Here is a 26,632-nt window from a genome sequence, read left to right as displayed (position 1 = left end):
CCGCATCGAGGCCGCGCCTGGTGTCAGGGCCTGTCCGGCGGATCATGCCGCGGTAAGCGACGGCCCCTTGCGGGACCGCACCGGCGGGTACTGCACCCGGTGCTGCGGCACGATCCACCGGACAGGCCCAAAGGGGATGGGGATCACGGTCGGGCGTCGGCCTGCCGGCGGCGCCGTCCGCGGTGGAACGCCGCACCCGCGACGCAGGCCACCAGGACCGCGGCTCCCGCCAGCGGGCCGGCCAGCGCGGTGAGCGGTGAGCCGCTCGTTGCCTCGCCGGCGGCGTTCACCGCGTCCACGTCCGCAGCTGCGGCGGCATGCGCCCCGTGCCCGGTGTGATCGGCCGCGGCCTGGATGCCGGTGGAGTCCGCCGCCTTCGCGGCGATCGCGTCGGCCGTCGTCCGGCCACCGCCCAGCCCCGTGACCTCACCCTGGCCGCCGTCGAAGACGACGTCGGAGCAGGAGAAGAAGTTCTCATTGCTGTCCGAACGGATCCACTGGACGAAGAGCATGTGCGGACCGGACCGCGCCGGCAGCTGCAGGTTCCAGTAGTAGTGGCCGCCCACGCTGCCCGGGCCACTCGTCTGCGGCGGGTCGGTGACGGTCTGCAGATGCGTCAGGTCACCCCAGGCCAGGGGGGTGGTGGGCGACCAGCCGTTCTTGGTGATGTACACCTCGAACCTGCCCGGGTGGTGTGCCCAGTTGCTGTAGTTGATCTGGATGTTCGAGCCCGAGGTGAGGTGCGTCGTCGGCCAGTCTGTGCGGGCCGCGTTGTAGGGGGAGAAGTTGTACGGGCTCCTGTCGCCGGCGCTGCAGAGCTTCCCGTCAGGGACGTAGCCCACACTCCTGCCACCGGCGTTGGAGTCCAGCACGGCGAACCAGTTGTACAGCGGCGTGGTGCCGGCCTGCTGGACGGCGGCGCGACAGGCCGGGTTGGAGGGCATCTGGGTCGATTCGTTCTGGAGCAGGTCCAGGTAGCAGAGATACGTGCGCGAGCCGGGCCCCATGGCGACGCCGTGCGCCGCCGCCGGGGACGGCAGCGAGGCCACGGCGAGGGCCAGTAACAGGGCTCCCAGCAGGGCGGATAAGCGGTGGAAGCGGAGCCGCTTCCGGCTCCGGCCGACGTGTCCGATGATCATGTGGGGGATCTCCTCCGCGGTGATGCGGCACGGCGGGCAGCCGACCGGCATCGGCGCGCAGACGTCAGGTCGGCCGAGCGGCGACTCGCCCACCGAACCGCCCGACTGTAGAAGTGCCGCGCACCCACCAAGGCGCCCGGCCGGTCTAGGACCGGATCGCCGCAAGACGAATGGGAGCGCTCCCATACCATAGTGGCCAGCGGGACATCCGTGAATGCCCCCGTCGCATCCTCTTCTCCCCTCCCGAAGACGGCCGGTTCTCCCCTCCCGAAGGCAGCCGGCTCGCACGCTTCCTGCCTCCTGGGAGCGCACCATACGAGTGGGCTCAGACCAGAGCGAGGAAGCCGCCGTAGACGGCCGAGGCGAGGGTGGCGGGCATGAAGGTCCCGAACACGGCGACCTGCGCGCCCTCGCCGCTGGCCGCCGACCGCGATCAGGACGAGTACGGCGGTGTAGATCCACACCACGGCGGGAGTCGGTGTCGGGTGCACAGGATCAGCCGCACCACCCCGGCCGTCAGCGTGGCGGCGACCACGACGTGCCAGGTCAGCCGACCAACCCGAGCTGTGAGGCTCGGGGTGGCCGGTCTGGGATCGGCTCAACCGCGGCGGAGACAGGCGTCTGAACCGGGCACTGCACATGGCCACGGTCAGCCGCATGATCCACGATCCCGATACCCGCGCATACGTCGAACGCCGACGCGCTGAAGGCCGCACCAACAAAGAGATTCGCCGAAGCCTCAAGCGCTATCTCGTCCGCCAGATCTACCGTCACCTCACCACCGCCGATAGCCCATCCGCCTCGACTTGCGCGTCATAGGAGAGTCCAGTTGGTTCTCCACAGTCGAGCCCCTTCACCTTCGAATCGTCGGGACCCCTCCCAAGCTCAGTCACTACCGTTGGCCCATCCGGACAGGCTCAAAGCGAGCAGGGGGATGGAGTGCAGCAGATCGGGCCCAGGGTCGGAATACGGCTGATCCACCACACCCACACTGAGTACAGTGGATCAACTACCCACCGCTACTACCAAGTTCAGACAGCCTGGGCCGACCGGCCGCCCGAGAGGGTCCGAATCGGGTACCTGCGGTGCGCCACGTGCGGTGACATGGTCGGCTTCCGGCTACACAGTGAGGCAGGTGCGAAGGCACGCCAGCGGCGGTGGCTCGCTATCGCCCTCATCGCGGCAACGGCACTCACGGCGCTGTTGGTGCTAACGGCGATGATGATCCGTGGCGACGAGGAGGCATCTGTAACTATCCTGCCCAGCAGCCTTGCGCTGGTTGCGCTGATAGCTTCACGCGCCTTCCTCCTCCAGGAAGATGGCGTGACGCCCGCCCGTCGAAAGAGCGGCCCACACCGCTTCAAGCCGCTGAACCCGTACGAAGCGCGGTCCAAGCCACCCGCAACCGACTCGCCCGTGTGCGCGGAGATCGTCTTCTATGACTCAGACCCACTCGACTATGGCGATTCGGAGGGGGACCCACTCGCCCCCTGAGTTCCAAGCACGTCAGCGAACCAGATCACTTGAGACAGGGGCCAGATCATCAGAGATGGAACAACACGATCCCGAACTGGCGTCAGCACGAGCAGACTCGTTGACATCCAATCTAGTCGGCCCAGGTCAGCGGCCCGCACACGACTAACTTCGCTGTCAAAGGACAGCTGTGACTGATGTTCTGTCGCAACAGGCCTCAAGCGTTCTCACCGAAGTCTGGTCGGTGATCTTCTTTCGCATCGAACCTTGAGCGGACTGATCAGTGTCGGGGCGGCAGGTCAGCACTCAACCTTCTGTGGCACTGAAGTGTCCTCAACGAGTGAAATCGCCGGGGTGACGTACTGGTGGGGAGTGCCACGGTTGCCGCCGATCTCCCCGATGCCGGCCGCCGCGCGCGACCGGCTGCCTCCCGATGGGGCACTTCCCGGCGGCCTCGCCATAGAGCCCAAGGCGGACGGCTTCCGGGTCATCGTGTTCGTCCGGGCGGGCAGCGTCGTGCTGCAGTCTCGTGGTGGCGCCAACCTGGCTCCCGGCTTCCCGGAGATCGTCGAGGCTGCCGCGGCGATCGGTGAGGACGTCGTGCTCGACGGCGAACTCACGGTCGCCTACCAGGAGCGGCTGGACTTCACCGAGCTGCAGCGGCGTGCCCGCCGCACGGGCCGGGGCGCTGCCCAGGCCGCACTCACCCGCCCAGCACACGTGATCGTCTTCGATGTGCTGGAAGCCGACGGCGTCGAACTGCTCGATCGTCGCTACCGGGCGCGTCGCGCCCGACTCGAAGATCTCTTCGCCCGTCGCGACCTCGCAGCGCCATGGACGTTGTGCCCTGCCACGACGGACCGGGCAACGGCGCAGGGCTGGCTCGATCCGGCGTGGGGCGTGGCCAGGATCGAAGAGGTAGTCTGCAAGGGATTGGCGCAGCCGTATGTGCCGGGCAAGCGCGGTTGGATCAAGGTGCGCACGCGGCAAACGTCCGAAGCAGTGATCGGCGGTGTCACCGGCTCTCTGCGCGCTCCGCAGACACTCCTGCTGGGCCGGTACACCAGGTCCGAAGACTTGCGGCTGATCGACCGCACCACTGCTCTGAGTGCGGCGGCCCGTCACGAGCTCGGTCAGGAGCTCTCGCCTGCTGACGCCGGTCACCCGTGGCAGGGCCGCCGCTTCTCCGCGGGCTGGGGCACCCGCAAGGACCTGGACTACGAGCGCGTGCGCCCCGACCTGGTCGCCGAGTTCCTCGCGGACACCGCTTTCGAGGACGCTCGATACCGCCATCCCGTCCGCTACCTGCGACTGCGTGGCGACCTCACCACCGGCGTCCTACCCGTCCTCGACACCTAGCTGACCAGCGATGACACACGCCGGTGCCTGAATGCACCCGTCACGAGAGCTCTTGGGCAAGCGTGCCGAGGCTGGCACCCGCTCGTAGGCTGGTGTGGGATCTCAGAACGCGCGTCACATACCGACGCTGTGGCCTGCCGCTCTCTGCTCATTCTCACGCCGATGGCCATGCTTCTGTCTCAGGAGCGTGGCCATTTCCGGCCTCGGTAATGGAACAGTGGTTGGCGTTAAGCATTGACCGACGTCATGGACGCCGTTGACGGCGGGCATTCCCGCCGGTTACCCGTGCTTGTCCGGTTCGGCGTCGGCGAAGGCGCGAAGTCCGCCGGGCGCAGGGTCTTCGGCCTCGCCACCGCAGGCGTTCGTCTCGCTTGACCTCTTGCGCGTCAGTCCGGCAGCCAGTGCAGCTCGTGCGCCAGGGTTTTGGCGACGGCACGGATGCGGCGGTGTAGTGGCGACTGCTCGCGTGGGAGGACCAGGTGGATCGTCAGGCTGGGCGCGCCTCGCAGCGGTCGCCAGGTGAGACCGGCCGGTTGTGCCGTGGCCGCGGCTTCTCCGGCCGGGGCGAGGGTGAGCCCGTCGCGCAGGTCGCGTTGAGACATGTCGAAAGAGACTGCGGGCGTGTGGAATCGGGGGTGTGGTCGGGTGTCTCGGAAAAGTGCGGACAGCTGATCGTGGATCACGGGGTTGGCCGCACGGTCCGGGAGTCGCAGCGGATACGCGGCCGCGTCGGCGAGCTCGATCTCCGGGTGTTCGGCCAGTGGATGGTGCTGCGCCAGCTGGACCCCGACGCGCGCACGCCGCAGCAGGAACCGGCGCACGCCACGGCCCGGCTGTTCACCGCGGGTGATCCCGGCATCGATGCGGCCGTCGGCGACCGCGGGGGAGATCTCCGGTGTCGCCATCGGGACCGCGCCGACCTCGAGTCCGGGAGTGCCGCGAATCAGCCTGTCCACCAGGGCCGGAGCCGTCTCGGCCCCGGCGCTGAGGCTGTATCCGATGCGCAGCGTGCCCAGTTCACCGGCCGCCGCGCTCCGGGCGGTGTCCCATGCCCGGTCCAGCGCCGCCAGCGCGGGCGGCGCGGACTCCGCCAAAGCCGCACCGGCCGTGGTCAATACGACGCTACGGGTGTTGCGGACCAGCAGGGCCGTACCGAGTTCCGCCTCCAATCGGCGCATCCGGGCGCTGAGTGCGGGCTGTGCGATACCGATCCGTGCGGCCGCGCGGGTGAAGTTCAACTCCTGCGCCAGCACCAGGAAGTACCGCAGGCTCACCGTATCCGGCGCCACGTGCCCTCCCTGCCGATTGATAACGATCCGTTCTGAGTCTATCCCGTACCGGTCTTTCCCTCGACCGCACATCGAGCCCTAACCTGCGCATATGACGATTCAACTGACCGCAGTGCCCGTCGCCGGGATCGATCGATCTGAGTGTCAATTCGAAGTCGGACGTGTCCGGCCCAACACAGGAGGTTTCCATGGCTAAGGGCTACTGGGTCAGTGTCTACCCCGCCATTTCCGACCCTGAGAGGCTGACTGCCTACAACGAGCTGGCCGGTCCGGCTGTCCAGGCCGGGGGCGGGCGCGTCCTGTCCCTCCTTGGCGGTCGAGTCGTCGCCCACGAGGCCGGACTCACGCAACGCGTCGTTCTGATCGAGTTCGACAGCTTTGAACAGGCCGTCGCGGCATACGAGAGCGAGGCATACCAGAAGGCGCTGGTGGCCCTCCCCGACGGCTTCCAGCGCGACTTCCGCATCATCGACGGCATCGACTGACCGGCGGGCCCAGCCATCGCTGAGCATCCGTAAGCCGGCCGCCGAGCCACACCACAGGCACCACCCTCACCCGAAAGCTCGGGCAGGGTGTCACACACTGCACACCGTCGGGCAGACCCACCCGGGCCTGCCCGACAGGCCGTCTCCGGAGAGATCCCGCACAACTTGTCAGCCCATAGCGAGAAGGCTGAGTTCGGGCCGCTGTCGGGAGGGTCTCCCGCGTGGCGGCCGGTCAGCTGGCTTCGGCGCGCTCGGCCACCGCCTTCGTATGGGCGAGCCGGTAGGGACTCGGTGCCAGTCTGGATGATCGCGCCGTTGAAGGTCAGCCGGTCGACGATGGCCGCGCAGAGCCGCGGATCCGTGAACGTCTTCGTCCACATCTGGGAAAACGACTCGTTGGAAGCAATCGCGACGCTGTTCTTCTCTTCCCGCTCCGTCAGCACCTGGAACAGCAACTCGGCTCCGCGCCGGTCGGGTTCCATGTAGCCGAGCTCGTCAATACAGAGAAGATCGACGCGCCCCAGCAGGTTAGGCCGCCGGCGCTGGTTGCTTCACAGGCGAACACCTATGAAACACGCTCACATCAGCCCGTTGGACAGCGGGCGGGCGTCAGCCTTCCGGGTGTCCGTCGTAGACGCGGATTTTGTACTCGGTGGTCTCCAGCGCCAGGCCGAGCTCACGGATCTGCCGAGTGATTCGGTCTTGCTGGTCGAGCATGATGCGGCGGCGTTCCGGGATGGTGCTCGGGCCCTGCTCGACGAGCAGGATGTAGCGCTTGAGGTCGGTCATGGTCATGCCGGACAGACGCATCCGGGTGAGGAAGACGAGGCGGCGCAGGTCGAACGCGGAGTACTCGCGGTACCCGGAGGCGTTGCGAGCGGGCCGCACGAGTCCCTCCTGCTCGTAGTACCGGAGGGTGTGCGTCGACAGGCCGACAAGCCGGGCGGCCTCGGCGACACTCTTGGGCATCGCCGAAGCCTCGATCGCGGCGTCGTCGAACAGCTCGTGCAGCGCATCGATCGCCGACGAGGACGGCCCGTCGCTGGCAGCGAGGATGCGTTCGATCAGCGCGTCAGTGGCCATGGCCCACAGCGTACGGCGATCAGAACGCACGCACCGCGGGCGGCATGCCTGGGAAGTCTGCCGACTCGCTCACAGACGCCCATTTCTCGACGTCATCGAGCGCACCACGGTAGACGCGGGTGAGATTGCGAACCGCCTCGGCACCGAGCGGGAGCCGGAGCGGCGCGTCGGGGGTGTCGAGCATGTCGCGGATCACCTGGGCGGCGCGTGCCGGGTCGCCCTCCTGGATGCCGTCGGCCTCGGCCATGTTCGCGCGCACGGCACCGATGGCCTCGTCGTAGATCGAGCTCTGCTGCTGCGCTGTGTTGAGCACGTCGGCGGCGTTGAACGCGGTGCGGAAGCGACTTGGCTCGACGATGAGGACGCGGATGCCGAACGGTGCGACCTCGCCCGCGAGCGCCTCCGACCAGCCCTCGAGCGCGAACTTGCCGGCTGAGTAGCTGCCGACGGCGGGGAACGACATCCGCCCGCCCTGGCTGCTCATCTGCACGATCGCACCCGAGCGACGCTCCCGCAGGTGGGGCAGCACGGCACGCACATAGGCGGCCGGGCCGAACAGGTGCTGCTCGAGCATGGCCCGCAGCGCGGCATCCGTGATCTCTTCGGCGGCGCCGACCTGTCCGGCGCCGGCATTGTTGACGAGCACGTCGACGTGCCCGAACACCTCCAGCGCCCGCTGCACGACCGCGGCCGCTCCCGCCGTGTCGCGCACATCGTGCTCGATGGCGAGGAGCCGATCCCCGTACCGCGCCTTGAGCACGTCGAACCGGTCGGCCCGTCGCGCGGTCCCGATCACATGCTCGCCGGCCGCGAGTGCCGCCTCGGCGAGCGCCAGGCCGAGGCCCGAACTCGCGCCCGTGATGATCCATGTCTTCGTCTCGTTCGTCGTGGTCATGGCCAGGACGCTAAAGCTTCGAGCGCGCTTGAAAGCAAGCCGCGCTCAGGCTCGGGTGGCGACGAGGGATCCGACCCGCTTGATCCACTGCGCGACGATCTCGGTCTCGGCGCGGTGCACGCCGGGGAGCGCGCCGATGCGTTCGGTGAGGTACCGGTGCAGGTGGCCGCCGTCGGCGAGCTCGAGGAACGCGAGGATGCCAGGTGACGCCCGCGGTCGTCGCGGCAAACGCGACCTCGGGGTGCTAGGCGAGGGCGCTCGCGACATCACCGAGCGCGGCGGGGTGCACGTCGAGCCAGCAGATCACGTCGAGGTGCCGGCTGTAGAGCCGGGGGGCGACCTCGACCTCGAACATCAGGACGCCGCCGCCGACGAGCTCGCCGATGCGACGGCGGACGGTTGACTCGGGAATGCCGGAGATGGTGTGTCTCCCGCCAGGTCCGCACCTGTCCTTCCGGTCCGCGCACCGCCGGCTGCCCTGCGCTGATGCCGACTGCCGCTTCTTCCGTCCTCGCTCGCAGGTCAAGGTGATCCTGCATCAACTGCCGCAGCAACTCGCGCCCTTGCTGTTCGAGCAGTTCCTCCAGCTCGTCATGGGCCATACCCCGCGCCGGGTCACCGGCCAGCGTCGCGACGAGGCGTTCGAAGGCATTACGGGAGGCGGCATACGCATCAGGCCCGGATAAGGCGTCATAGGGTTCCATCTGGGGCTCTTCTTCGGATCTTCTTGCGGTTCGTTTGGTTGGCACCTTCGAATCTACGGAGAAGAGCCCCTTGGTCACCGGGAGTTGACCCGGCGGGCGTCCTCGTCCAGCCAGCCCCGCTCCACCAGACGCTTCAGCTTCCCCCGGGTCCCTTCATCTTCGCCGTGGTGGCCTCCAGCCCGATCCGCGGCACGATCTGCTTGGCCTGCAACGGACCTGGAGCATCAGCGACGATCTCCACGATGTCCCGGTACACGTCCGGCAACACCTGAGCAATCAGGCCCTCCCGCCACGGCGGTACCGCCATCACCCCAATGCCGTGCGGCGCCGGCGCTTCCTTGGGTTCCAGCCCATCGCGCGCCCCTACTTCTGGTGCTGCCTCCGCGGCCGACAACTCCGCCAGCACCTGCGCGACCGGTCTCCCGCGTGATCTCCAACCGCGACAGATCCGCCTGGTCCTTCTCCAGCCGAACGGTCAACTCCGCAGCCTCGGCCTGGAGTTCTTCCACCCGCTGTCGAGCCGCGGCCTCCCGCGCCTGAAGCTCCTCCGGCAACGACACCATGGCGCCCCACCTCCACCCCGCCACGGTAGAAGCACACCGGCACCGACCACACGCCAATCGACGTCTTCCCGGCTCAGCTATCCCCCGAGAGAATTCGCACCCGAAGGATCTCCGCCCAATCGCCTTGCCTTAGAGCGCAGTTCAGCACCTAGCGTCTCCGTCATGACGCCACTCCAGCACAAGATCGGATCGGGCTTCGGCGCCCGCAGCACCGCTGACGACGTTCTGAGTGGGATCGACCTGTCCGGCAGCACCGCGATCGTCACCGGTGGCTACTCGGGACTCGGTCTGGAGACGACCCGCGCACTGGCCGATGCCGGAGCCCGCGTCATCGTCCCCGCTCGGCGACGGGCGGCCGCGCAGAAGGCGGTCAAGGGCATCGACGGCGTGGAGACCGACGACCTCGACCTGTCCGACCTCGAAAGCGTCCACGGCTTCGCCGACCGTTTCCTGGCCACAGGCCGCACGATCGACATAGTGATCAACAACGCTGGGGTCATGGCCTGCCCCGAGACGCGGGTCGGTCCGGGCTGGGAGGCGCAGTTCGCCACCAACCACCTCGGTCACTACGCGCTGATCAACCGTCTCTGGCCGGCGATCGCCCGCGGTGGCGCGCGCGTGGTCGCCGTGTCCTCCGGCGCCCACGGCATGGGCATGCACTGGGACGACCCGCACTTCGAGCGCGGCTACGACCGATGGGAGGCGTACGGGCAAGCGAAGGCGGCCAACGTACTGTTCGCCGTCGAGCTCGACGCGCTGGGCCGCGACGCCGGGGTCAGGGCGTTCGCGGTGCATCCGGGCAGCATCCTCACCCCGTTGCAGCGCCATCTCGGGAAGGCGGAGATGGTCGACGCGGGCTGGATCGACGAGCAGGGCAACCCGGCCGATCCCACCTTCAAGACGCCCGGCCAGGGCGCGGCCACCCAGCTGTGGGCTGCCACCTCACCTCAACTGGCGGGCATGGGCGGCGTGTACTGCGAGGACTGCGACATCGCCGAGCCGGCAGCCGAAGGAACAGAAGGCGGCGTGCACGCACATGCGACCGACCCCGAGCAGGCTGCGCGCCTGTGGGCACTGTCGGCCGAGCTCACGGGCGTCGACGCGTTCAGGGCGGCAGCCTAGGGCCGCAGGACTTCGGAACTTCGGAGATACCAACCCGCGTCACCCCAGCTCAGGCGTCCCCCGAGAGGAACTGCACCCTTCGCCGATCGCCCCCGCCTACCACTTGCGGCATAGATATCGTGATCGTGTGGATCAGGATGAACTGCTACTTCACGCCTCGTCGTTTGGCGCAGCGGCGGTCGCATACGCCGAGCACCGTCCGGACTACGCGCAGGACGCGGTGCGCTGGGCGCTCGAAGCTGCGCCCGGCCCACGCGTGCTCGACCTCGGCGCCGGAACCGGCAAGCTGACTGCCACGCTGGTCGCGCTGGGTGCCGAAGTCATCGCGGTCGAGCCCGACTTGGCCATGCTGACCGAACTGCGCCGCACGCTGCCGGGTGTCCGTGCTCTGTCGGGTAGTGCCGAGGCGATCCCACTGCCGGACGCCTCCATTGATGCCGTGTTGGACGGCAACGCCATGCATTGGTTCGACATGTCCGTCGCGGGACCCGAGATCGCCAGAGTCCTCGCACCCGGCGGCATTCTGGCCGGCCTGTGGAACCTCATGGACGACCAGGTCGAGTGGGTTGCCGGGCTCGCACGTGTCAGCGGGAGCGCGGCCATCGGTCCGCGTGACACTCCCGCCAGCTGGCGCGCCGAGACAGCCGACATGCACCTTCCGAAGACCGGTGCGGCCGCCCGGTTCGGCTCGCCGGAGCAGGCCGAATTCCCGCACGGGCAGCGCCGCACCGCCGGCTCTCTCGTCGCCACCCTCGCGACGCGCGCGGGGATGCTGGTCATGCCGGAACAGGAACAAGAGGCCACGCTGGGCCGGATCCGTGCATTCCTTGCGAGTACACCGGAGACCACCTGCGGCGAGTTCACCCTGCCGATACTGACCGGCGTGCTGCGCGTCCGGCGGTTGTGAAAGCCATCGACCGCTCGATATTCGCTTAAACGAGTCGCGGTTGGGGCGCGCGTTTCAAGTCGGGGCCGCGATCAGGCTGAGAGGACGTAAGTTCGCTGGTCGGGGGCCGGGTAGAGACGTTCGTGTTCGCGGACGACGTGATAGCGCCAGTAGTCCTCGAAGTCGCCGTTCGTGATCAGTGCGCGGAGTTGGAGGACGGCTTCGGCACCGTCAAGTCCCCAGCGAGCGCCGGTGATGTCGAGTCGGTCGGCGATCAGGTGGCGGCAGGCGCCTTCGACGGCGCCGGTGGCGATCGGCCAGCCGTTCTTCAGGGCGGTGTCGTAGTGGAGCTGATCGAGGTGGCCGGTGAGGTAGCGGTGGCAGGTGGTGACGGCCTCGCGGCGGGTGGCGGACAGGTGCTCGGCCTGGGCGGACATCTCGGTGGCGGCGCGGTCACCGTGTCCGGCGAGGATTGCGGTGAGTTTGTCCGCGGCCCAGGTCTCGGCCACGCGACTGCCCACCGGGTGGAAGGCGTGCGCGGCCGTCCAGCAGTACTCGGCGACGTGGACGAAGTCGAGCAGGACATTCGGGCGGATGCCGCGGCGTGTGGCTTCGGCGTGGATCAGGTCGAGTTGATGGCGGGCGCCGTCGACGAGGACGATCCAGTCCCGCAGATGCTGCGGGTCGCGGGCTTCGGCCTGGGCGAAGGCGTCGGCGACGACCTGCTCGGGCGGACGGATCACCGAGGCGGTGCACCATTTCCGCTCCGCTTTCGGGCCCGGCCGCACCGCCCGCATCTGGCTGCGGCCGCCGGGAAGGCGTGCAGCGTCGCCTTCGCTGCGCTGTATCCCCTCGAAGGCCGTCGGTGTCAGGTTCCGCCGCCGGGTTCCGGCACCAGCTTGCCCGGTGGTGTGAAGGCGGCGAGCACTGTGGCCGTGATGTGGTGGGCGGCGCGGTCGGAGGTTAGGCGGCCGGCGCGGATCTCTTCCGCGGCGCCGTGCATGATCGCGTGCAGGATATTGACCAGCCACGCGATCGGCAGGTCTGTGCGGAAGGCGCCCTCGGCGCGGCCTCGGGCGACGAGTGTCTCGACCCGGGCGGCGGGTCCGCTGTGCAACTCGCGGATGCGGCCGGCGGAGAGTTCCTTCTGGGCGGCGACGAGCAGCGCCCGCGCCTGATCCACCAGATGCCAGCCGGCCTCGACGTACCGCGCGAGGGCGAGCAGCGGATCACCGGTCAGATCGACCGCGTCCAATGCCTCGTTGCCCCGGTCGATGGCGCGGCTCATCGCCGCGTCGACGACCTCTGCCCGGGAGGTGAAGTGCGCATACAGCGTCACCCGGCCCACACCGGCGGCGCGTGCGATCTCGCTCATGCTCGCCTCCGGGTTGCATCCGAGGCATTCGGCCGCTGCCTGCTCGATCGCCTCGATGCTCCGCAGGGCGTCGGCGCGCTTGGTGGTGTTCTTGCTGCCCATGCGCTCACAGTACCCCAGTAAAGCGAACAACCCTGTTCGCTTTATACCCCCGGGGCGTATAACGTGAACACGCCTGTACGATTTTCCGACGAGGGATGAGCGTCATGAGCGACACGGAAACCACCACCACACATGCACCGGATGCGCCCCATCCGCTGCGCTGGCCCGTCCTGGGCCTGCTGGGGCTGGCCCAGCTGATGCTGATCCTCGACATCACCGTGGTCGCGATCGCACTGCCCCACATGGGTGCCGAACTGGACCTGAGCCGCGCCGCTTTGACCTGGGTGGTCAGCGGTTACGCCCTCACCTTCGGGAGTCTGATGCTGCTCGGCGGCCGGGCGGCGGACCTGTTCGGCGCCAAGCGGGTCGTCCTGGCCGGGCTCGCCGTGTTCACCGCAGCGTCGCTGGCCGCCGGATTCGCCACCGGCGCCCCGCTGCTGCTCGGTGCCCGGATTGCCCAGGGAGCGGGCGCCGCAATGCTCTCGCCCGCGGCTCTGTCCGTGGTGGTGCGGCTGTTCGACGGCGACGAGCGCAACCGCGCGCTGGGCATCTGGTCGGCGCTCAGCGGCGGGGGCGCCGCCCTCGGTGTACTGCTGGGCGGGCTGATCACGGCAGGTCCGGGCTGGGCCTGGGTCTTCTTCGTCAACGTCCCCGTCGGCCTGGTTGTTCTCGTCTTGCTGGCCCGGCTCGTGCCGCGCCTGCCCCGTGTGGCGACCGGCTCCCTCGACGTGCCCGGCGCCGTCCTGGTCGCCGTGGCGACCGGGGCTCTCATCTACGCCCTGATCCGGGCCGGCGACCACGGCTGGCTCGACGCCGTCACCGTCGTCCTGGTCACCGCCTCGGCAGTCGCCTACGCCGCCTTCGCCGCGTGGCAGCGCCGGGCGACGGCACCGCTGATGGACCTGCGTCTGCTCGGCCGGCGCCCGGTGGTGGCGGGCACCTTCGTGATCGCCGTCACCACGGCGCTGATGGTGGGGGCCTTCTTCCTCGGTTCTTTCTACCTTCAGAACCATCAGGGCCACGGTGCCCTGATGACCGGCGTGCTGTTCCTGCCGGTGGCGCTGCTGACGATGGCCGCCGCGACCGCCGCCGGACGGGTGATCGGCCGTCTGGGAGCACGGTTGCTAGCTGTGCTCGCCCTGGCCGTCGCGGCTGCCGGATTCCTCGTGCCGGTACTCTGGTCCGGAACCGCCGCCATGGTCACCGGTGTGAGCATCGCCGCGGCGGGACTCGGCGCCCTGTTCGTTGTCGCCGCGGCCACCGCGCTCAGCAGTGTCGCCCCCCACGAGGCCGGTGTGGCCTCCGGAATCGTCAGCACCTTCCACGAGTTCGGCGCCTCGGTCGGCGCCGCGGCCGTCTCCAGTGCCGCAGCCGCGAGCATCGCCGTCCGCACCGGCGCTCAGGCCGCCTCCGGCTTCGACGACGCGTTCCTCGTCGCCACGGGCGTGGCCGCCCTCTCCGCCGTCATCGCCCTGTGGCTGATCCCCTCCAAGAGCGAGTAGAGCCCAAGGCCGCGGGCATCCAGGCGACAGCTGCGGGCGGTGCCGGCACGCCCCACGGCCGCCGTGCACCGCCTTGAGCCGCGGCGCTGCCCACCAGGCACCGGCCACCCCGGAAGTGATCTCACCCCAGAACGGACGGGCGTACCGCGCCCTTGACGTGCACGGAGGCACTGGATGAACAACCGCAAGCGCCGTCTGCTGATGACCGGCATCGCCGTAGGGGGTGTCGGCGCGGCCCTGGCCGCAGTCCTGCTGACCGGGAGCCCACAGCAGGATGGTGACGACCGGCAAAGCAACCGGCAGGAGGCGGTCGCCGAACGCGGTCAGACCGTGATGCCCTTCGACCTCGAACAGACGACCCACCAGTTCACCCCCACTAAGACCGGCGGGGTCCAGGACGTCGTCGCCGACCAGCCCGACGACACCAAACAGATCGGCCTCATACGCACCCATCTCCAGCAGGAGGCCAAGGCGTTCAGCCAGGGAGACTTCGGCGACCCCGCCCGGATCCACGGCGACAGCATGCCGGGCCTGAAGGGATTGCAAGAGGGCTACGAACGCATCGAGGTGCGCTACCGGGAACGATCCGACGGCGCCACCCTCACCTACGCCACCGACGAGCCGGCACTAGTCGACGCCCTGCACGACTGGTTCGAAGCACAGGTCAGCGACCACGGTGACCACGCCGAATCCGGCCACTGACCATCGAGCCGAGCACCGGAGCACGCCCATCACCGCGCACATCGCACGATCGGAAGTGGAAAACTTGAGTGATCCTTACGAGTTGAGCGTGGGCGTGCCCTCCGTCGAGGTCTTCCGCCGCTTGCGCACCGACGCCGGCCTCTCGGACAAGGCCCCCGAGGCGGTTGCGCTCGCCCTGCCGAACACCTGGCACGGGGTTCTCCTCCAGTACGAGGGGGAGCCCATCGGCATGGGGCGCGTCATCGGGGACGGCGGTACCGCATTCCAGATTGTCGACATGTGCGTACACCCCGCACACCAGGGCCGCGGCCTCGGCAGGCGCATCATGGCCGCGCTCACCGGGGAACTGGAGCGCCGGGCGCCCGCGACCGCCTACGTCTCGCTGATCGCGGACGGCCCCGCCCGCTTCCTCTACGAGACGTTCGGCTTCGCCGACACCGCCGCGCACAACTCGATTGGCATGTACCGCGTGATGGGCGCCGGGCCTGGGGCCAGCGGACCGCGGGCGCAGCCGTAGCCGGCTGCCGCGTTCGCCCCGTCGAACAGCGACACGGCGCGTGCGGCTGTAGGCCCGGCTGCGCCTGCTGCTCATGAACATCTCGTTGCAGGACGCCCTCACCACCGTCCGGGGCACTGATACTGGCCAGGCGATCGACCAGCGGGGGCAACGGTGGACTGGACATGGGCGGGAGGGCTGGCTGCCGGCCTGCTGATCGCGACCGTGACCGCCCCGGTCGGTGTGTCCGGAGCGGTATTCCTCCTCCCCATCCAGCTGAGCGTCTTCGGCGTGCCCAACCCCGCGGTCACGCCGACCAACCTGCTGTACAACGTCGTCGCCGGACCCGGAGCCCTGTGGCGCTACCGCCGCGACGGCGCCTTGCGCGGCGACCTCGCCCGGCGCCTGGTGCTGGGCACCCTGCCCGGCGTCGTCCTCGGCGCCGCCATCCGCGTCTTCGCCCTACCCGGCCCGAGCGTCTTCCGGCTCCTGATCGCAGCCCTGCTGCTGCCGCTCGGCCTGTGGCTGTGCCTGCGCGCCCTCACCCCGGCTCGTCACCGGCCGCCGCCCGCAGGCGAGTTGAGCCCACGCACACTCACCGGCCTCGCCCTGGCGGTCGGCGTGGTCGGCGGCATCTACGGCATCGGGGGCGGCTCCCTCCTCGGACCGATCCTCGCCGGACGCGGCCTGCCCGTCGCACGCGTCGCCCCGGCCGCACTCGCCGCCACGTTCGCCACCTCCCTCGTCGGCGCCGCCGCCTACGCGCTGCTCTCACTCATCAGCTCAGGAGACGTCGCCCCCAACTGGTGGCTCGGACTCGCCTGCGGCACCGGCGGACTGATCGGCGGCTACCTCGGCGCCCGCCTCCAGCCCCGCCTGCCCGAACAAGCCCTACGGCTCCTGCTCGGCGCACTCGCCGCAGGCCTCGGCGCCCTGTACGCCGCCCAGACCCTGAACTGATTCCGGTCCAGCAAACGGTTCACCAACCATCACTGGACTTGCACCGCGAGCGGGGTTCTTCCTCACGGGTCACGGCTTCTTCCGTCGAGTAGGCAGGCCGAGGTTCACCGGCCCGCCGGAGGCTGCGGCGTCGATCTGGCTGATCTTGGACTGAGCGCCGGCCAGGCTGACGCGGAGGCCTTCGATCTCGCCGAGCCAGCCCTCCCCTTCAGCTTCGGCGATGCGGTCAACGAGGTTGTCCCGGATCTCCGCCAGCCGACTGCGCTGGGCGGGATCGGGTCGCAGGAGTGAGCAGCGCACACAGGCTTATCCGAACTAGCCCAGCTGGCCGCCCGGTGGGGTGGATCGCCGTCGAGTTGCTGAAAGTAGTGGGTAGAAATCTCGCCTGCTGGGACATCTGGGCGTGTCGTGCGGCTAACTCCTGCCTTGTCGCCGATGAACGGGCGTCCGGGGACAGGGGACAATGCAGGACATGGATGACGCGTTCACATTCCTTCGGCGGGCCGTCGACCTGCTGTCCGAGGACGCCGCAGCAGAGAACGGGCAGACGGTTGGGGATGTTGGCAAGGACATCGGGCGCCAGGAGTGGGAGATAGCGCTCGGCGTTCTCATCGAGATCGGGGATGTCCACCCCGTGTCAGTGGACTTCTGGGAATTCCTCGCCGAGGCCGCTCGCCAGATGATGCTCGACCGTAGCTGCCGTTGGTGCGAGTGGCGAGCCTGGGAAGTCCAACACGGCACCGTCCGGGCAACCCTGAGCCTGGTGGGTGCGGAGGAGGGCCGACGCCGGACTGCCTTTTCCGGAGACGGTCGACTCCGGCCGATGTGGGACATCGGCAACGGTCATGTCCCGCGAGGTGGTGTAGTCACGGCAGCTGATTCGGTTCCGGTTGCGGGGTGATCTGCGGTTCGCGAGCGGTCGGCTGGGTGGTGAAGAGTTCGGCCATGGAGGCTTCGGAGAGGTAGCGGCGGTCGAAGACCTGCCACTCGTCGTGGAGTTCGGCCAGGACCGCGGCGGCGAGCCGGTCCAGGGCGGTGGGGTTGGCGAAGACCTGGACCACGTCGGCTCGTCGTTTGATCTCCCGGTTCAGCCGTTCCAGCGGGTTGGTGCTCCAGATCTTCTTCCAGTGCGCCGGCAGGAAGTCCGCAAACGCGGTGATGTCCGTTGCGGCCTCCAGCAGCATCTTCTTGACCTGGGGAAACTGCCGCCCAAGCATGTCGGCCACCACATTCAGCTGGCTGCGGACCTGCTCAGCGGTCGTCTGCGCGAAGATGGTGCGGATGGTCGCCGAGACCATCTCCCCGGAGCCCTTTTCGATCACCGAAAACACGTCCCGGACAAAGGGAACGCGGCACCTTTCCCAGGCCGCGCCGAGGAAGACCGCGCGTTCCGGGGCCAAGCCCGGCTACACCACTTCACGCGACGCGATCCCGTAATTACGACACCGGCTCCAATCTGGCGGATGCGGGCCGGACGCAGTGCACGGCCGCCGATGGTCGGCGGCCGACTCCGAAGCCGGATCTACCTACCGGTGGGGAGGCCACGCCGAAAGTCTGCGGCGTAAGCGTGGCGATGCTGCCGGGGTAGAGCTGGGCGCCTCACCCGTCGATCGATTCTGTGGTGAACGTGGGAACTGCCCGCGGTCGCCCGAAGCCGGATCTCCAGTCCGGTGGAGGGCAGGCCCATCGCCGGCTGATGGCCGTCGGGCGGGACGGAGGCTCCGTCGTACTCCGAGGCCGGGAGAGCCGGCCGCATGGGGAAGGGAGCCAGCAAGTCGGCAGTAAGGATGCTGGAATGCCAGGAGGTCGTCGCCGGTGAATTCCGACGAGCTGGAATGGGCCTTGATGAAGGCCGAACGCCGGGTACTGGAGATCCAGACCAAGCTGCACCGTTGGGCTACTGATGATTCTCATCGCAGGTTCGACGATCTATTCAACCTCGTGGCCGATCCCGCCTTTCTGTTGGTGGCGTGGGATCGTGTCCGGGGAAACAAGGGTGCCCGCACGGCCGGAGTGGACGGGAAGACCGCCCGCTCCATTGAGGCCGGGCAGGGAGTCGAGATGTTTCTCGGCAGGCTGCGGGATCAGATTAGAGACTGCAGCTTCCGACCGGTTCCCGTCCGTGAGCGGATGATTCCCAAGGCGAATGGTAAGCTTCGCCGTCTTGGGATTCCGACCGTGGCGGACCGGGTGGTCCAGGCGTCCTTGAACGAGTGCTGGAGCCGGTGTTCGAAGCGGAGTTCCTCCCGTGTTCCTATGGGTTCCGCCCGAACCGCCGGGCTCATGACGCGATCGCCGAGACTCGATATCTCGCCAGCCACGGATATGAGTGGGTGGTGGAGGGCGACATCACGGCGTGCTTCGACGAGATCTCGCATCCGGCTCTCATGGAACGGGTGCGGAATCGAATCGGGGACAAGCGGGTGCTGTCCTTGGTGAAGGCGTTCTTGAAGTCCGGGATCCTGTCCCGGGACGGAGCCTTCACGGACACACGCACCGGGACCCCGCAGGGCGGGATCCTGTCGCCGCTGCTGGCCAACATCGCACTCTCGGTCCTGGACGAGCACATCGCCAGGGGCTTGGAGGATCAGACAGCACCTCCGAGGACCGACGCAGGAGACGGCGCCGGGGACTGCCCAACTACCGGCTGGTCCGGTATGCGGACGATTTCCTCGTGCTTGTCTTCGAGCGCCGTGAGCACGCCGAAGAATTACGCGACGAGGTCGCAGAGGCGTTAAAACCGATGGGCCTTCGCCTATCGGTGGAGAAGACAAAGATCACGCACATTGACGAGGGCCTTGATTTTCTCGGATGGCGCATCCAGCGTCACCGGAAACTGGGCACTGACCGGCGGTACATCTACACCTTTCCGGCACGGAAATCAGTGAGCCCTTCTCGGTAACGCCTCGTGACGGTTTGTGATCAACTTTCATGCGGTGCGGCCGTGTTCGAGCTGGAGCAGGACAAGAGCGGCGCGGGCGATCCGGGTGATCGCATTGGGGTCGAGGCTGACCCGACGCAGGGCCTTGAAGGTGACCTTGAGCAGGGCGTTGGCGCGCTCCGCCACGCCGTGGATGCCGCGGATGGCGGCGTTGAGCGTGCGCTGCTCTTCGGTGAGTTCGCCGCCCTTGGGCTTCTTGACGGGGTGGCGGAGGCCGTCGGCAGCGTTCTCGTAGCCGAGGTCGGTCAGGGTGGGGATGCCCCGGGTGGCGGCGAGCCGGTTCAGGGCGTCGACCAGGCCGTGGGCACGGGCGCAGGTGGTGTCGTGTTCACGGCCCGGCCGGACCGGGGAGACCACAGCGGCCAGCCGTCCGGAGCGGCGATGACCTGCACGTTCCCGCCATGGTGCTTGTGCTTGCCGGACCACCAGAGGTCTGCTTTGTTGGGGCCGGCGGCGGCCACGCGGTCGGTGCGGATCACGGTGCCGTCGAGGTTGAGGTGGGTGTACCCGGCAGCCGCCGCCCTCTCCGGCGCGGTGGACAGATCGGGTGCCTGGTCGGCCAGAACGGTCAGCCCTTCGTGCAGGTAGCGGTAGGCCGTCGGCACCGAGATCCCGTTGTCCCGGGCGAGTTGAACCAGCCGGGTGCCGTCGACGAACCAGCGCAGCACGAGCACCGCCTGCTTGAAGACGCCAAGCGCGCGAGTGCCCCTGCGGGTCCCGAATCGTTCGCGGTGCCCCCGCAGCAGCTTCGCGAGGTGCTCGGCGGTCGCCCTGCGGACATCGAGCGCAGCGGTGTAGGTGATATTGGACGTCACATGGAGCCTCTGATTGTACGGAACGTTTTCTTCGCAGACGTGTTCCTACCAGGGCTTCACATGTTCTGACGGCAGGTCAGTGACCGCGGAGCCCGTTGACCCCGATAACTGGCGTCCTGGCCCTCACCGCGCTCGTCCTGGGCGCGGCTGCCTTGGCCTCCACCGTCGTGGAATTCAGCGTCTGCGCCGCCCTCGCGGTTCCAGGTGAGGTCACCGCGTTCATTCGTCGCAGGCGCGGTCCTCAGCCGCATCGCGCCGCCTGGAGCGCACGGTCGGTACGCCGGCGCCTGCGGCACCACCCTGGCCGGCGGCATCATCATCGCCCCGCTGCTCGCCACTTGGAGCGTGACCACAGGAGGTGCCCCGCTGACAGCTCTCGTGCTGGTCGGCATCAGCCTCCTCGGCGCGCTGATGTGCCAGCCCTTGAAGATGGCCCTGCGCCGGCCGGGGACATCGCGTCGGTCTGTGCCGAACGGTCCGACGACAGAGATACGGTGTGACTGATCTGAGGCAGTCGCATCCCGGGCAGGTCGAGTTCGAGCGCCGTGAGGCGGTAACACTTCGCGTAAGCACGAGGCAACGGAGACGGCCCTGAATACCCTGGGTGCTCGACGAGTGACAAGTGCCGGCGATCAAGCAGGGGATCATGAGCAGCGAACGCACCTACGGGCCACCAGAACTTCCCGAGGACAGACCCGGCAACGACCAACCCGCATCACCTGCTGCCGAGTTGTCAGACATCTTGCTCGTCGTTGCGACGATGACAGCAACGCCGTTCCTGCAGGCGATCTCCACCTACTTCGGGAACGCTCTGGCCAAGGGGATGGGCTCGGGGACGCGCGAAATCATGCACCGGTTCATTCATCGACAGGCGCGAGCGAGTCTCGACAATCCTGCCGACGTCGTGGATCTCATCCACCTGCGTACCGAAGACGGGTGGCTGGTCGAGATGAAGGTAGCCGTCGATCCCGAGGCGCTTGCTCAGCTGCCAGAGCTGTGCGCCGCGGATGCACCGCTCAGCGAGTCCGATCGGCGCCCCGGCACGACCGCGACGATCCGCTGGGACCACGACGGCTACTGGATCGCCGCGACGGTACGTGAAGACGGATACCGTGTCGCCTTCACGTGGGATCCGGAGGCGAAGCAATGGCGCAAGCGTACATACCGCCGCCCTATTCCCGTCACATAGGCCGCGATCTGAGCGGCTGCGTCGCTCAGGACGGTTCCACGGACTCGTCAGCCGAAGCCTTGGGCTCACTTGGACTGCCGTGCAGAAAGACATCCAGGATGATCGAGAGATCGGCGATCGTGAGTCCGTCGGCAGTGTTCCCGTCCTGATCAACCATCTTGGGCAGCAGCTGTTCGGCGCCCATGGCTTTCCCCGTGCGTTCATCAGCCGGTGAACGAGATCCTGCGGCGACTCGTCACGCACTGCATTTGTCACGTTGCTGAGAAGACCTCAGTGCGCTCCGCGACGGGCAAGGTGAAGGAACTGACCGAACGGCAGAACGTCGGCTTATCGCTGGATTCCTTGCTCCACCAGCTGAACTCGGTGTTGCGAGGATGGTGCGCGTACTTCCGTCCCGGAGTGTCGAACGTCGCTTTCTGTTACCTCAGCCACTACACGTGGATGAGGGTGACACGATGGATCCGGCGCAAGCATCCGGGGATCACTTGGAAGCAGCTCCGTCGACGCTATTACGGCGGTGGCTGGTGACCTGCCACGGAGGAAGCGGAACTGTTCAACCCGGCAAAGGTAAGCACGACCAGATACCGATACCGGGGAACACTCATTCCGCCCCCGTGGCCCACTGCGGCATGAGGAACTGAACACCCCGAAACGGGGTTTGTGGAGAGCCTGGTGCCCGGAGACGGGCACGCCGGGTTCGGGAGGCGGCTCGGGGAAACCCACTGGTGGAAACACCAGCAGGGCGCCCCGAGTCGACCTCACCCAGTTCCCGCCATTCCTTGAACTTGTTGATGGCGCGCTCGACTGTGTTGCGGTCTTTGTAGAGCGTGGCGTCGTGGCTGCTTTACCTGACGCATGTCAGCAGCGAGGACCCGGACGTGGTCTGGATGTGCGAATGCTTCGCCGAGGAGGCGGCCTTCGAGACGCACGCTGTGTCGCTGGTGCACGCGGAGGTCACCGAACGCCTCCACGAACTCTGCGTCGCGGGGACGGAGGCGTACGGCTCGGCGTGGTCGCCGGGAAGGGGCTCCCCGCGGCGCCTTGGGACAACGACGCGTGCCGACGGTCAGGCGCCGCAGGCCCCGTTTCCGCCGAGGCTGATCATGGCGCGGTACAGCTGCTCCTCGGTGAGCGGCGGCACCGGCAACGGGTGGGCGCGGTCGGTTCGGAAGCCGTCGAGCAGAAGGTAGAGGTGGCGGCGCCAGGCGTCCGGGGCGATGGCGTGGGTGGCCTCGGTGACGCGGCTGTGCGACCAGATGACGAAGGCAAGGTCCTCGGGGGTGAGGTCGGGGCGCAGGCTGCCCTGCTCCTGCGCACGCTCGACGATGTGTACACCGAGTTCGCGGATGCGGGTCTGGGCGCCCGCCAGGCAGGCGCTCTCCGGCAGCCGTATGGAGGCCAGGTCGTTGAACCCCCGGTCCTGTGACTGGAGTTCGCACATGGTTTCCAGGAAGTGGCACAGCCCCGCCCAGGCGTCATCCATGGTGACGGCCTTCTCGGCGGCCTCCCGCCAGACGGCCAGCTTTTCGGCGAAGGTCGCCTGCACCAGGTCCAGTCGGGTGGGGAAGTGCCGGTACAGCGTGCCGATGGCCACCCCGGCCCGCTTGGCCACCTGCTCCAGGGGTGCCTCCATGCCCTGCTCGGCGAAGCAGGAGCGGGCCGCGGTGAGCAGGGCCTCGCGATTGCGCTGCGCGTCGCGCCGCAGGGGGCGGACAGGGGCCGGGTTCCCGGCGGAGGCGGACGGAGGGTCGATGGCCATGTCACTCAGCCTACCAACCGGAGGGCAGCCTCATGTTCTCTGCTACGATCCAAGAACATGAGGCTGCCCTCGACTTTCAGTCCTGACCGCTGTCGTGGCGGGAAGTGCGACTCATCCGTCCAGCCCGTCCGACCACAGGAGCACCACCCATGCCCGTCATCGCCGTCATCGGGGCAGGCCCCGGCCTGGGCCTGTCCATCGCCCGCCGCTTCGGAAGGGAGGGTTTCCAGGTCGCCCTGGTCTCCCGGACCCAGGACAAGCTCGACGCGCTCGCCGCACAGCTCGCCGAGGACGGCATCGAGGCCGCAGGCTTCGCCGCGGACGTGACGCGTCCCGACTCGCTGCAGTCGGCGCTCGCCGCGGTCGCCGACCGGTTCGGGGCCGTCGACGTACTGGAGTACTCGCCCGCCGACCCCGCTTTCGCCGGCGCCGCCGCCGTCGACGCCACGGCGCAGGACCTCCACAAGCAGCTCGACTACTACTTGTACGGAGCGGTCGCCGCGGTCCGGCAGGTGCTGCCCGCCATGCTCGAACGCGGCAGTGGCACCCTGCTGTTCTCCACGGGCGCCTCCTCGGTCCGACCGCTCGGCGGCGCGTTCGGCAGCATCGGCGTCGCGGCGGCGGCCCTGCGCAACTACGCCATGGCCCTGGGCATCGACCTTGCCGAGCACGGAGTGCACACCGCGCACGTGGCCATCGGGGTGTTCATCGGCAGCGGTCCCGGCACCGAGCCCGAGACCATCGCCGAGCACTACTGGGACGCCTACACCAAGCGCGACCAGGCCGAGATCGTCCACACCGTCCCCGGCGGCATCTGGTGAGCACCTCCGGCACGCCCGCGGCGAACGCGACCAGGCCACCCATGGTGAAGATCTTCCGAGCCGCCAACAAGGTCGTACGGCCGCTGCTCGCCTCCCGCTTCCACAAGCCGCTGAGCGGGCGCCTGATGCTGCTCACGTACAAGGGGCACAGGACGGGCCGCGAATTCACGGTCCCCATCGGCTACTTCGACTGGGATCCCGGCACGGTGCTCGCCATGTCCTCCCAGCTCGGCTGGATCCCCAGCATGCGCCAAGGGTCCGCTGTCCGGCTGCGCATCCGGGGCCAGGACCACGGCGCCGTCCCGACGGTCGTCGAGGACCCTGAGGAAGTCGCCGCCCTGCTGGGTGAGTTCGGCCGGCGCAAGGGCCCGAAGGCCGCCAAGGGGCTGATGCTCGGCCTCCCAGGCGACCGGCAGCCCACCGACGACGAGCTGCGCACGGCCGCCGCCAAGACCCGCCTCGTCTGCTGATGGAGCCCGAGCGGCCGGGCCGGTAGCACTCGACCGGCTGATGCGGTCGACGGAGACCCTTCCCGCCCGCAAGCACTCCCACCATGAGCACCATGAGCACCAGGAGCGGATCAGCACCGAGGCCCTGGCCGACCGCGGGCCGGACCCTGAACGGCAGCAGGCACTCCGGCTGGTCGCCATGGCCGGAGTCGGCACACTGCCCCTGGCCATCGAGATCTGGAGCAGCCTGGAACGCCATGGGTCGCTGGCCATCTGGACGAGGCTTTCGCGGCAGTGCGATCCGAGTTGACCCGGTGACTCGCCGACTGCACACGACCCGCGGGCCGCACTCCGGCTAGGGCCAAGTTCTGAGTTGAGGTCACGGGAGGGCTGGAAGGCTGCGTAACCAGAGGATGGACCCGCGCAGGTGGAGTCCTGCGGCATAGTTCTCGGGTGTCTTGTCATAGCGGGTGGCCAGCCCCCGCCATTCCTTGAACTTGTTGATGGCGCGCTCGACTGTGTTGCGGTCTTTGTAGAGCGTGGCGTCGTGGCTGACCGGGCGGCCGCCGGAGTGTCCCTTCTTCTTGCGGTGGCGGCCTCGTCGGCCTTCTCCGGGATCACCACCTTGATGTTGCGTCTGCGCAGACGGGCGCGGTTGGCACGGGAGGAGTACGCCTAATGGGACCGGAAGGAAGCGCGGCCTGCCCGGGGGTGAGGATGATGGACAGTGGGCGGCAGCGCCGCTCGACGGCGAGGTGGACCTTGCTGGTGAGCCCGCCCTGGCAGCGGCCCAGCTCGGCGGCCCGCAGTCGGGCCCTGCGGCGTCGGCGCACGGCGCGGCGCTGTTCCCGCTCGCGGTTCTCCCTGTCCGCGGCCCCCTCGCCTACGGGATCGTTTTGCCCCTTTGCTGCAGCCCTTTTTCCTCCGCCACGGCCTTCTCCAGGTCCTCAAGGAGCTCCGGTTCAACCACTATGCCCGCTGCGTGGTGATGCGCGCGGGCAACGGTCGAGTCCACACTGACCAGGCTCAGATCGACATCGTCGCGGGCCCCCGCCTCGGCGATCATCGCTTCCATGAGGGTTTGGAAGACTTCGTCACGCGCCCACATCCGGAACCGGTCGTAGATCGTCGACCAGGAGCCGTAGCTCTCCGGCACATCCCGCCAGGGACTGCCGGTACGGAACCGCCACATCACCGCGTTGAAGCAGCTGCGCAGGTCAGGGATCGGCCGAACGACCCCAGCGCCAGGTGCGGCTCGATCAACTCCCACTCGGCATCAGTCAGATCACCACGAGTCACGCCACCGGGCTACCGCAGCCAGCACCCTCCTGAAGCGGGAATGATCGATTCCGTGATCTCAACTTAGAACAGGCCCTATAGCGTCGTCCTGTCCGGTGGCTGCAGGATCGGGTTCCAGGCGAACCAGCCCAGGTTCTCTGCGCCGAGTTCCCACGGCGGCTCCAGCAACTGTTTCCGGGTTGCCTCAAGGTCCGCGGTGACGGCAGCCGGAGCAGAGCCGATGCGGGTCATCAAGTCGCCCCGTACGCGCCAGAACTCCTCGTCCTCGCCGCGCAACCGGCGCACCGCCGCTTCCACGCAGGCAGGCCATCTCGGCATCCCGTAGTGGTCGTTGCAGGCCCCGAACCAGGGAGCACTCGTGAAGACGAGGAAGTCGTCCGGCGGCAGTCTCCGCTCGAAGTGCCCGAGCACGTCGATGCACTGTTTCACATGATTCTTGATCTCTCCGAGGAATCCCCAGCCGAAGTCCGTCAGGGTCTCCTCGCCTCCTGGCCAGAGCATGTCCCGGTTCAGGACCAGGTCCTCCAGCTCATAGAGACGGAACTGGTCGTCGGAGCCCAGAACATCGAACGTCTGCCGGGTGAGCCAGGTGTTGCGGGCGAACATCGTCCCGTCGTGCAACGCCTTGCGCCGGCCGGTGGGCCCGAAGGCGTGCGCGTTCTCGATCGGGCCGTTGCGCCACACAGACCGGACGAACCCGTAGGCCGCTGCCCACCGAAGTCCGTCCTGCACCGCGAAGAAGCCCACCTCCTTCAGACGCAGCCGTGCCCAGTCCAGCGCATCCTGGATGTCCTCGTCCGCCGGCTGCTGCTCCCCCACGATGTCCCCCTCTCCCTCTGTCTGTTTTCGTCGCTGTCCGTGTCATCCGCACGATGCGGCGCCCGCAGGAAGGACCGGACCGTACGCGGTCTCGCCGGCACGCGCCGGTGCCGTCTGTGCCAGCCGCGGCGTCCGACGGGCCGCTCTCAGACGGACCCTGGCTGCTGGAAGGCCGTGCCGAGCGCGCGCAGTTGAGCGCGGCGGGCCTGCATGAGTTCCTCCGGCCGACGCAGGGCGGTGTCCAGGAGCCACACTCCGCGGCGGAACGGCTGGAAGCCAATGCTCTCCCAGAGTGCGGCGATCTTCTTCTTCGATGGTGTCCCTTGTCGTGGTGTACCGGATCAGTAGCTGGGAGTGCGCGGGCGTCTGCCCGGGGCGCACTTCCATGGGTGAGGACCGCTCCCT

The 26,632-nt window shown here is 68.3% G+C and carries 27 protein-coding genes and 7 pseudogenes; 17 read left to right on the top strand and 17 right to left on the bottom strand.

The window, feature by feature from the left end; genetic code table 11:
* Positions 1 to 143 precede the first annotated feature (143 nt).
* Positions 144 to 1,007, bottom strand: coding sequence for a lytic polysaccharide monooxygenase (locus tag AB0I18_RS44885; protein ID WP_363111573.1), 864 nt, complete (start codon positions 1,005 to 1,007; stop codon positions 144 to 146).
* A 726-nt stretch (positions 1,008 to 1,733) separates the two neighbouring features.
* On the opposite strand from AB0I18_RS44885, the pseudogene AB0I18_RS44880 reads away from it, so the two are divergent.
* Positions 1,734 to 1,958 (top strand): annotated as a pseudogene (locus tag AB0I18_RS44880) (transposase); the annotation flags it as partial.
* A gap of 1,035 nt (positions 1,959 to 2,993) precedes the next feature.
* Positions 2,994 to 3,971, top strand: coding sequence for an ATP-dependent DNA ligase (locus tag AB0I18_RS44875; RefSeq protein WP_363111572.1), 978 nt, complete (start codon positions 2,994 to 2,996; stop codon positions 3,969 to 3,971).
* 386 nt (positions 3,972 to 4,357) lie between these two features.
* Here AB0I18_RS44875 and AB0I18_RS44870 read toward each other — a convergent pair whose 3' ends face one another.
* Positions 4,358 to 5,260: a LysR family transcriptional regulator gene (locus tag AB0I18_RS44870; RefSeq protein ID WP_363111570.1), complete on the bottom strand. Its 903-nt coding sequence runs from the start codon at positions 5,258 to 5,260 to the stop codon at positions 4,358 to 4,360.
* 188 nt (positions 5,261 to 5,448) lie between these two features.
* On the opposite strand from AB0I18_RS44870, the gene AB0I18_RS44865 reads away from it, so the two are divergent.
* Positions 5,449 to 5,745, top strand: coding sequence for a DUF1330 domain-containing protein (locus tag AB0I18_RS44865; protein ID WP_363111569.1), 297 nt, complete (start codon positions 5,449 to 5,451; stop codon positions 5,743 to 5,745).
* A gap of 232 nt (positions 5,746 to 5,977) precedes the next feature.
* On the opposite strand, the pseudogene AB0I18_RS44860 reads toward AB0I18_RS44865, so the two are convergent.
* The 6 genes and pseudogenes from AB0I18_RS44860 to AB0I18_RS44835 all read right to left on the bottom strand — a co-directional run.
* Positions 5,978 to 6,266: pseudogene (locus AB0I18_RS44860) on the bottom strand (ATP-binding protein); the annotation flags it as partial.
* An 88-nt stretch (positions 6,267 to 6,354) separates the two neighbouring features.
* Positions 6,355 to 6,828, bottom strand: a complete 474-nt coding sequence (locus AB0I18_RS44855) for a MerR family transcriptional regulator (RefSeq protein WP_363111568.1) — start codon at positions 6,826 to 6,828, stop codon at positions 6,355 to 6,357.
* Between the two features lie 19 nt (positions 6,829 to 6,847).
* Positions 6,848 to 7,723, bottom strand: a complete 876-nt coding sequence (locus tag AB0I18_RS44850) for an SDR family NAD(P)-dependent oxidoreductase (protein ID WP_363111567.1) — start codon at positions 7,721 to 7,723, stop codon at positions 6,848 to 6,850.
* 45 nt (positions 7,724 to 7,768) lie between these two features.
* Positions 7,769 to 7,951 carry a hypothetical protein gene (locus AB0I18_RS44845; RefSeq protein ID WP_363111566.1) on the bottom strand — a complete coding sequence of 61 codons (183 nt, stop codon included), beginning with the start codon at positions 7,949 to 7,951 and terminating at the stop codon, positions 7,769 to 7,771.
* A 185-nt stretch (positions 7,952 to 8,136) separates the two neighbouring features.
* A pseudogene (locus AB0I18_RS44840) lies at positions 8,137 to 8,427 on the bottom strand (ISKra4 family transposase); the annotation flags it as partial.
* A 133-nt stretch (positions 8,428 to 8,560) separates the two neighbouring features.
* The gene (locus AB0I18_RS44835) at positions 8,561 to 8,833 is read right to left on the bottom strand and encodes a hypothetical protein (protein WP_363111565.1); all 273 of its coding nucleotides are present in this window, start codon (positions 8,831 to 8,833) and stop codon (positions 8,561 to 8,563) included.
* Between the two features lie 319 nt (positions 8,834 to 9,152).
* On the opposite strand from AB0I18_RS44835, the gene AB0I18_RS44830 reads away from it, so the two are divergent.
* Complete coding sequence (locus AB0I18_RS44830) at positions 9,153 to 10,112, top strand: SDR family NAD(P)-dependent oxidoreductase (protein WP_363111564.1); 960 nt, start codon at positions 9,153 to 9,155, stop codon at positions 10,110 to 10,112.
* 127 nt (positions 10,113 to 10,239) lie between these two features.
* The gene (locus tag AB0I18_RS44825) at positions 10,240 to 11,019 is read left to right on the top strand and encodes a class I SAM-dependent methyltransferase (protein WP_363111563.1); all 780 of its coding nucleotides are present in this window, start codon (positions 10,240 to 10,242) and stop codon (positions 11,017 to 11,019) included.
* A 71-nt stretch (positions 11,020 to 11,090) separates the two neighbouring features.
* Here the strand turns inward: AB0I18_RS44825 and AB0I18_RS44820 are convergent.
* Positions 11,091 to 11,813, bottom strand: a pseudogene (locus tag AB0I18_RS44820) (ISKra4 family transposase); the annotation flags it as partial.
* 53 nt (positions 11,814 to 11,866) lie between these two features.
* Entirely contained in the window at positions 11,867 to 12,475 is a 609-nt protein-coding gene (locus AB0I18_RS44815; RefSeq protein WP_363111562.1) for a TetR/AcrR family transcriptional regulator, read from the bottom strand.
* Between the two features lie 104 nt (positions 12,476 to 12,579).
* On the opposite strand from AB0I18_RS44815, the gene AB0I18_RS44810 reads away from it, so the two are divergent.
* The 4 genes from AB0I18_RS44810 to AB0I18_RS44795 all read left to right on the top strand — a co-directional run bounded on the left by AB0I18_RS44810 (position 12,580) and on the right by AB0I18_RS44795 (position 16,135).
* Entirely contained in the window at positions 12,580 to 13,977 is a 1,398-nt protein-coding gene (locus AB0I18_RS44810; RefSeq protein WP_363111561.1) for an MFS transporter, read from the top strand.
* A 174-nt stretch (positions 13,978 to 14,151) separates the two neighbouring features.
* Complete coding sequence (locus tag AB0I18_RS44805; RefSeq protein ID WP_363111560.1) at positions 14,152 to 14,679, top strand: aspartate carbamoyltransferase; 528 nt, start codon at positions 14,152 to 14,154, stop codon at positions 14,677 to 14,679.
* Between the two features lie 55 nt (positions 14,680 to 14,734).
* Complete coding sequence (locus tag AB0I18_RS44800) at positions 14,735 to 15,196, top strand: GNAT family N-acetyltransferase (RefSeq protein WP_363111559.1); 462 nt, start codon at positions 14,735 to 14,737, stop codon at positions 15,194 to 15,196.
* Between the two features lie 153 nt (positions 15,197 to 15,349).
* On the top strand, positions 15,350 to 16,135 hold the full coding sequence (locus AB0I18_RS44795) for a sulfite exporter TauE/SafE family protein (protein ID WP_363111558.1): 786 nt from the start codon (positions 15,350 to 15,352) through the stop codon (positions 16,133 to 16,135).
* 69 nt (positions 16,136 to 16,204) lie between these two features.
* Here the strand turns inward: AB0I18_RS44795 and AB0I18_RS44790 are convergent, their stop codons facing one another.
* Complete coding sequence (locus tag AB0I18_RS44790; protein ID WP_363111557.1) at positions 16,205 to 16,435, bottom strand: hypothetical protein; 231 nt, start codon at positions 16,433 to 16,435, stop codon at positions 16,205 to 16,207.
* 172 nt (positions 16,436 to 16,607) lie between these two features.
* Here AB0I18_RS44790 and AB0I18_RS44785 point away from each other — a divergent pair, with 172 nt between their 5' ends.
* The gene (locus tag AB0I18_RS44785) at positions 16,608 to 17,036 is read left to right on the top strand and encodes a hypothetical protein (RefSeq protein WP_363111556.1); all 429 of its coding nucleotides are present in this window, start codon (positions 16,608 to 16,610) and stop codon (positions 17,034 to 17,036) included.
* Here AB0I18_RS44785 and AB0I18_RS44780 read toward each other — a convergent pair.
* Positions 17,002 to 17,520: pseudogene (locus tag AB0I18_RS44780) on the bottom strand (transposase); the annotation flags it as partial. The gene AB0I18_RS44785 and the pseudogene AB0I18_RS44780 sit on opposite strands and share 35 nt — an antisense overlap.
* 828 nt (positions 17,521 to 18,348) lie before the next feature.
* Between AB0I18_RS44780 and AB0I18_RS44775 the strand changes: the two are divergent.
* Together AB0I18_RS44775 and AB0I18_RS44770 are read left to right on the top strand one after the other, a co-directional pair.
* Positions 18,349 to 18,873 (top strand): reverse transcriptase domain-containing protein, encoded by a 525-nt coding sequence (locus AB0I18_RS44775; protein ID WP_363111555.1) that lies wholly within the window; start codon positions 18,349 to 18,351, stop codon positions 18,871 to 18,873.
* On the top strand, positions 18,810 to 19,037 hold the full coding sequence (locus AB0I18_RS44770) for a hypothetical protein (protein ID WP_363111554.1): 228 nt from the start codon (positions 18,810 to 18,812) through the stop codon (positions 19,035 to 19,037). Before AB0I18_RS44775 ends, AB0I18_RS44770 begins: the two co-directional genes overlap by 64 nt.
* Positions 19,038 to 19,064: 27 nt before the next feature.
* Here AB0I18_RS44770 and AB0I18_RS44765 read toward each other — a convergent pair.
* Positions 19,065 to 19,891 (bottom strand): annotated as a pseudogene (locus AB0I18_RS44765) (transposase family protein).
* Positions 19,892 to 20,537: 646 nt separating this feature from the next.
* Between AB0I18_RS44765 and AB0I18_RS44760 the strand changes: the two are divergent.
* A complete protein-coding gene (locus AB0I18_RS44760; protein WP_363111553.1) occupies positions 20,538 to 21,080 on the top strand; it encodes a hypothetical protein in 543 nt (180 codons plus the stop codon).
* 25 nt (positions 21,081 to 21,105) lie between these two features.
* Here the strand turns inward: AB0I18_RS44760 and AB0I18_RS44755 are convergent, their stop codons facing one another.
* Entirely contained in the window at positions 21,106 to 21,264 is a 159-nt protein-coding gene (locus AB0I18_RS44755; RefSeq protein ID WP_363111552.1) for a hypothetical protein, read from the bottom strand.
* 26 nt (positions 21,265 to 21,290) lie between these two features.
* Here AB0I18_RS44755 and AB0I18_RS44750 point away from each other — a divergent pair, with 26 nt between their 5' ends.
* Entirely contained in the window at positions 21,291 to 21,608 is a 318-nt protein-coding gene (locus AB0I18_RS44750) for a group II intron maturase-specific domain-containing protein (RefSeq protein WP_363111551.1), read from the top strand.
* 538 nt (positions 21,609 to 22,146) lie between these two features.
* Here AB0I18_RS44750 and AB0I18_RS44745 read toward each other — a convergent pair.
* Positions 22,147 to 22,839 carry a TetR/AcrR family transcriptional regulator gene (locus tag AB0I18_RS44745; protein WP_363111550.1) on the bottom strand — a complete coding sequence of 231 codons (693 nt, stop codon included), beginning with the start codon at positions 22,837 to 22,839 and terminating at the stop codon, positions 22,147 to 22,149.
* Positions 22,840 to 22,988: 149 nt separating this feature from the next.
* Here AB0I18_RS44745 and AB0I18_RS44740 point away from each other — a divergent pair, with 149 nt between their 5' ends.
* Genes AB0I18_RS44740 through AB0I18_RS44730 form a run of 3 tightly spaced genes read left to right on the top strand, consistent with a single transcriptional unit; the run spans position 22,989 to position 24,419 of the window.
* Complete coding sequence (locus AB0I18_RS44740; RefSeq protein WP_363111549.1) at positions 22,989 to 23,660, top strand: SDR family NAD(P)-dependent oxidoreductase; 672 nt, start codon at positions 22,989 to 22,991, stop codon at positions 23,658 to 23,660.
* Positions 23,661 to 23,701: 41 nt separating this feature from the next.
* Positions 23,702 to 24,130, top strand: coding sequence for a hypothetical protein (locus AB0I18_RS44735; RefSeq protein WP_363111548.1), 429 nt, complete (start codon positions 23,702 to 23,704; stop codon positions 24,128 to 24,130).
* Between the two features lie 40 nt (positions 24,131 to 24,170).
* The gene (locus AB0I18_RS44730) at positions 24,171 to 24,419 is read left to right on the top strand and encodes a hypothetical protein (RefSeq protein ID WP_363111547.1); all 249 of its coding nucleotides are present in this window, start codon (positions 24,171 to 24,173) and stop codon (positions 24,417 to 24,419) included.
* A gap of 69 nt (positions 24,420 to 24,488) precedes the next feature.
* Here the strand turns inward: AB0I18_RS44730 and AB0I18_RS44725 are convergent.
* Together AB0I18_RS44725 and AB0I18_RS44720 are read right to left on the bottom strand one after the other, a co-directional pair.
* Positions 24,489 to 25,408: pseudogene (locus AB0I18_RS44725) on the bottom strand (transposase).
* Between the two features lie 75 nt (positions 25,409 to 25,483).
* Positions 25,484 to 26,227, bottom strand: coding sequence for a hypothetical protein (locus AB0I18_RS44720; RefSeq protein WP_363111546.1), 744 nt, complete (start codon positions 26,225 to 26,227; stop codon positions 25,484 to 25,486).
* Positions 26,228 to 26,632: the final 405 nt, after the last annotated feature.

The organism is Streptomyces sp. NPDC050704 (assembly GCF_040654355.1).
In the GTDB taxonomy this organism is placed as follows: domain Bacteria; phylum Actinomycetota; class Actinomycetes; order Streptomycetales; family Streptomycetaceae; genus Streptomyces.
This window is presented reverse-complemented; position numbering and strand designations above follow the sequence as displayed.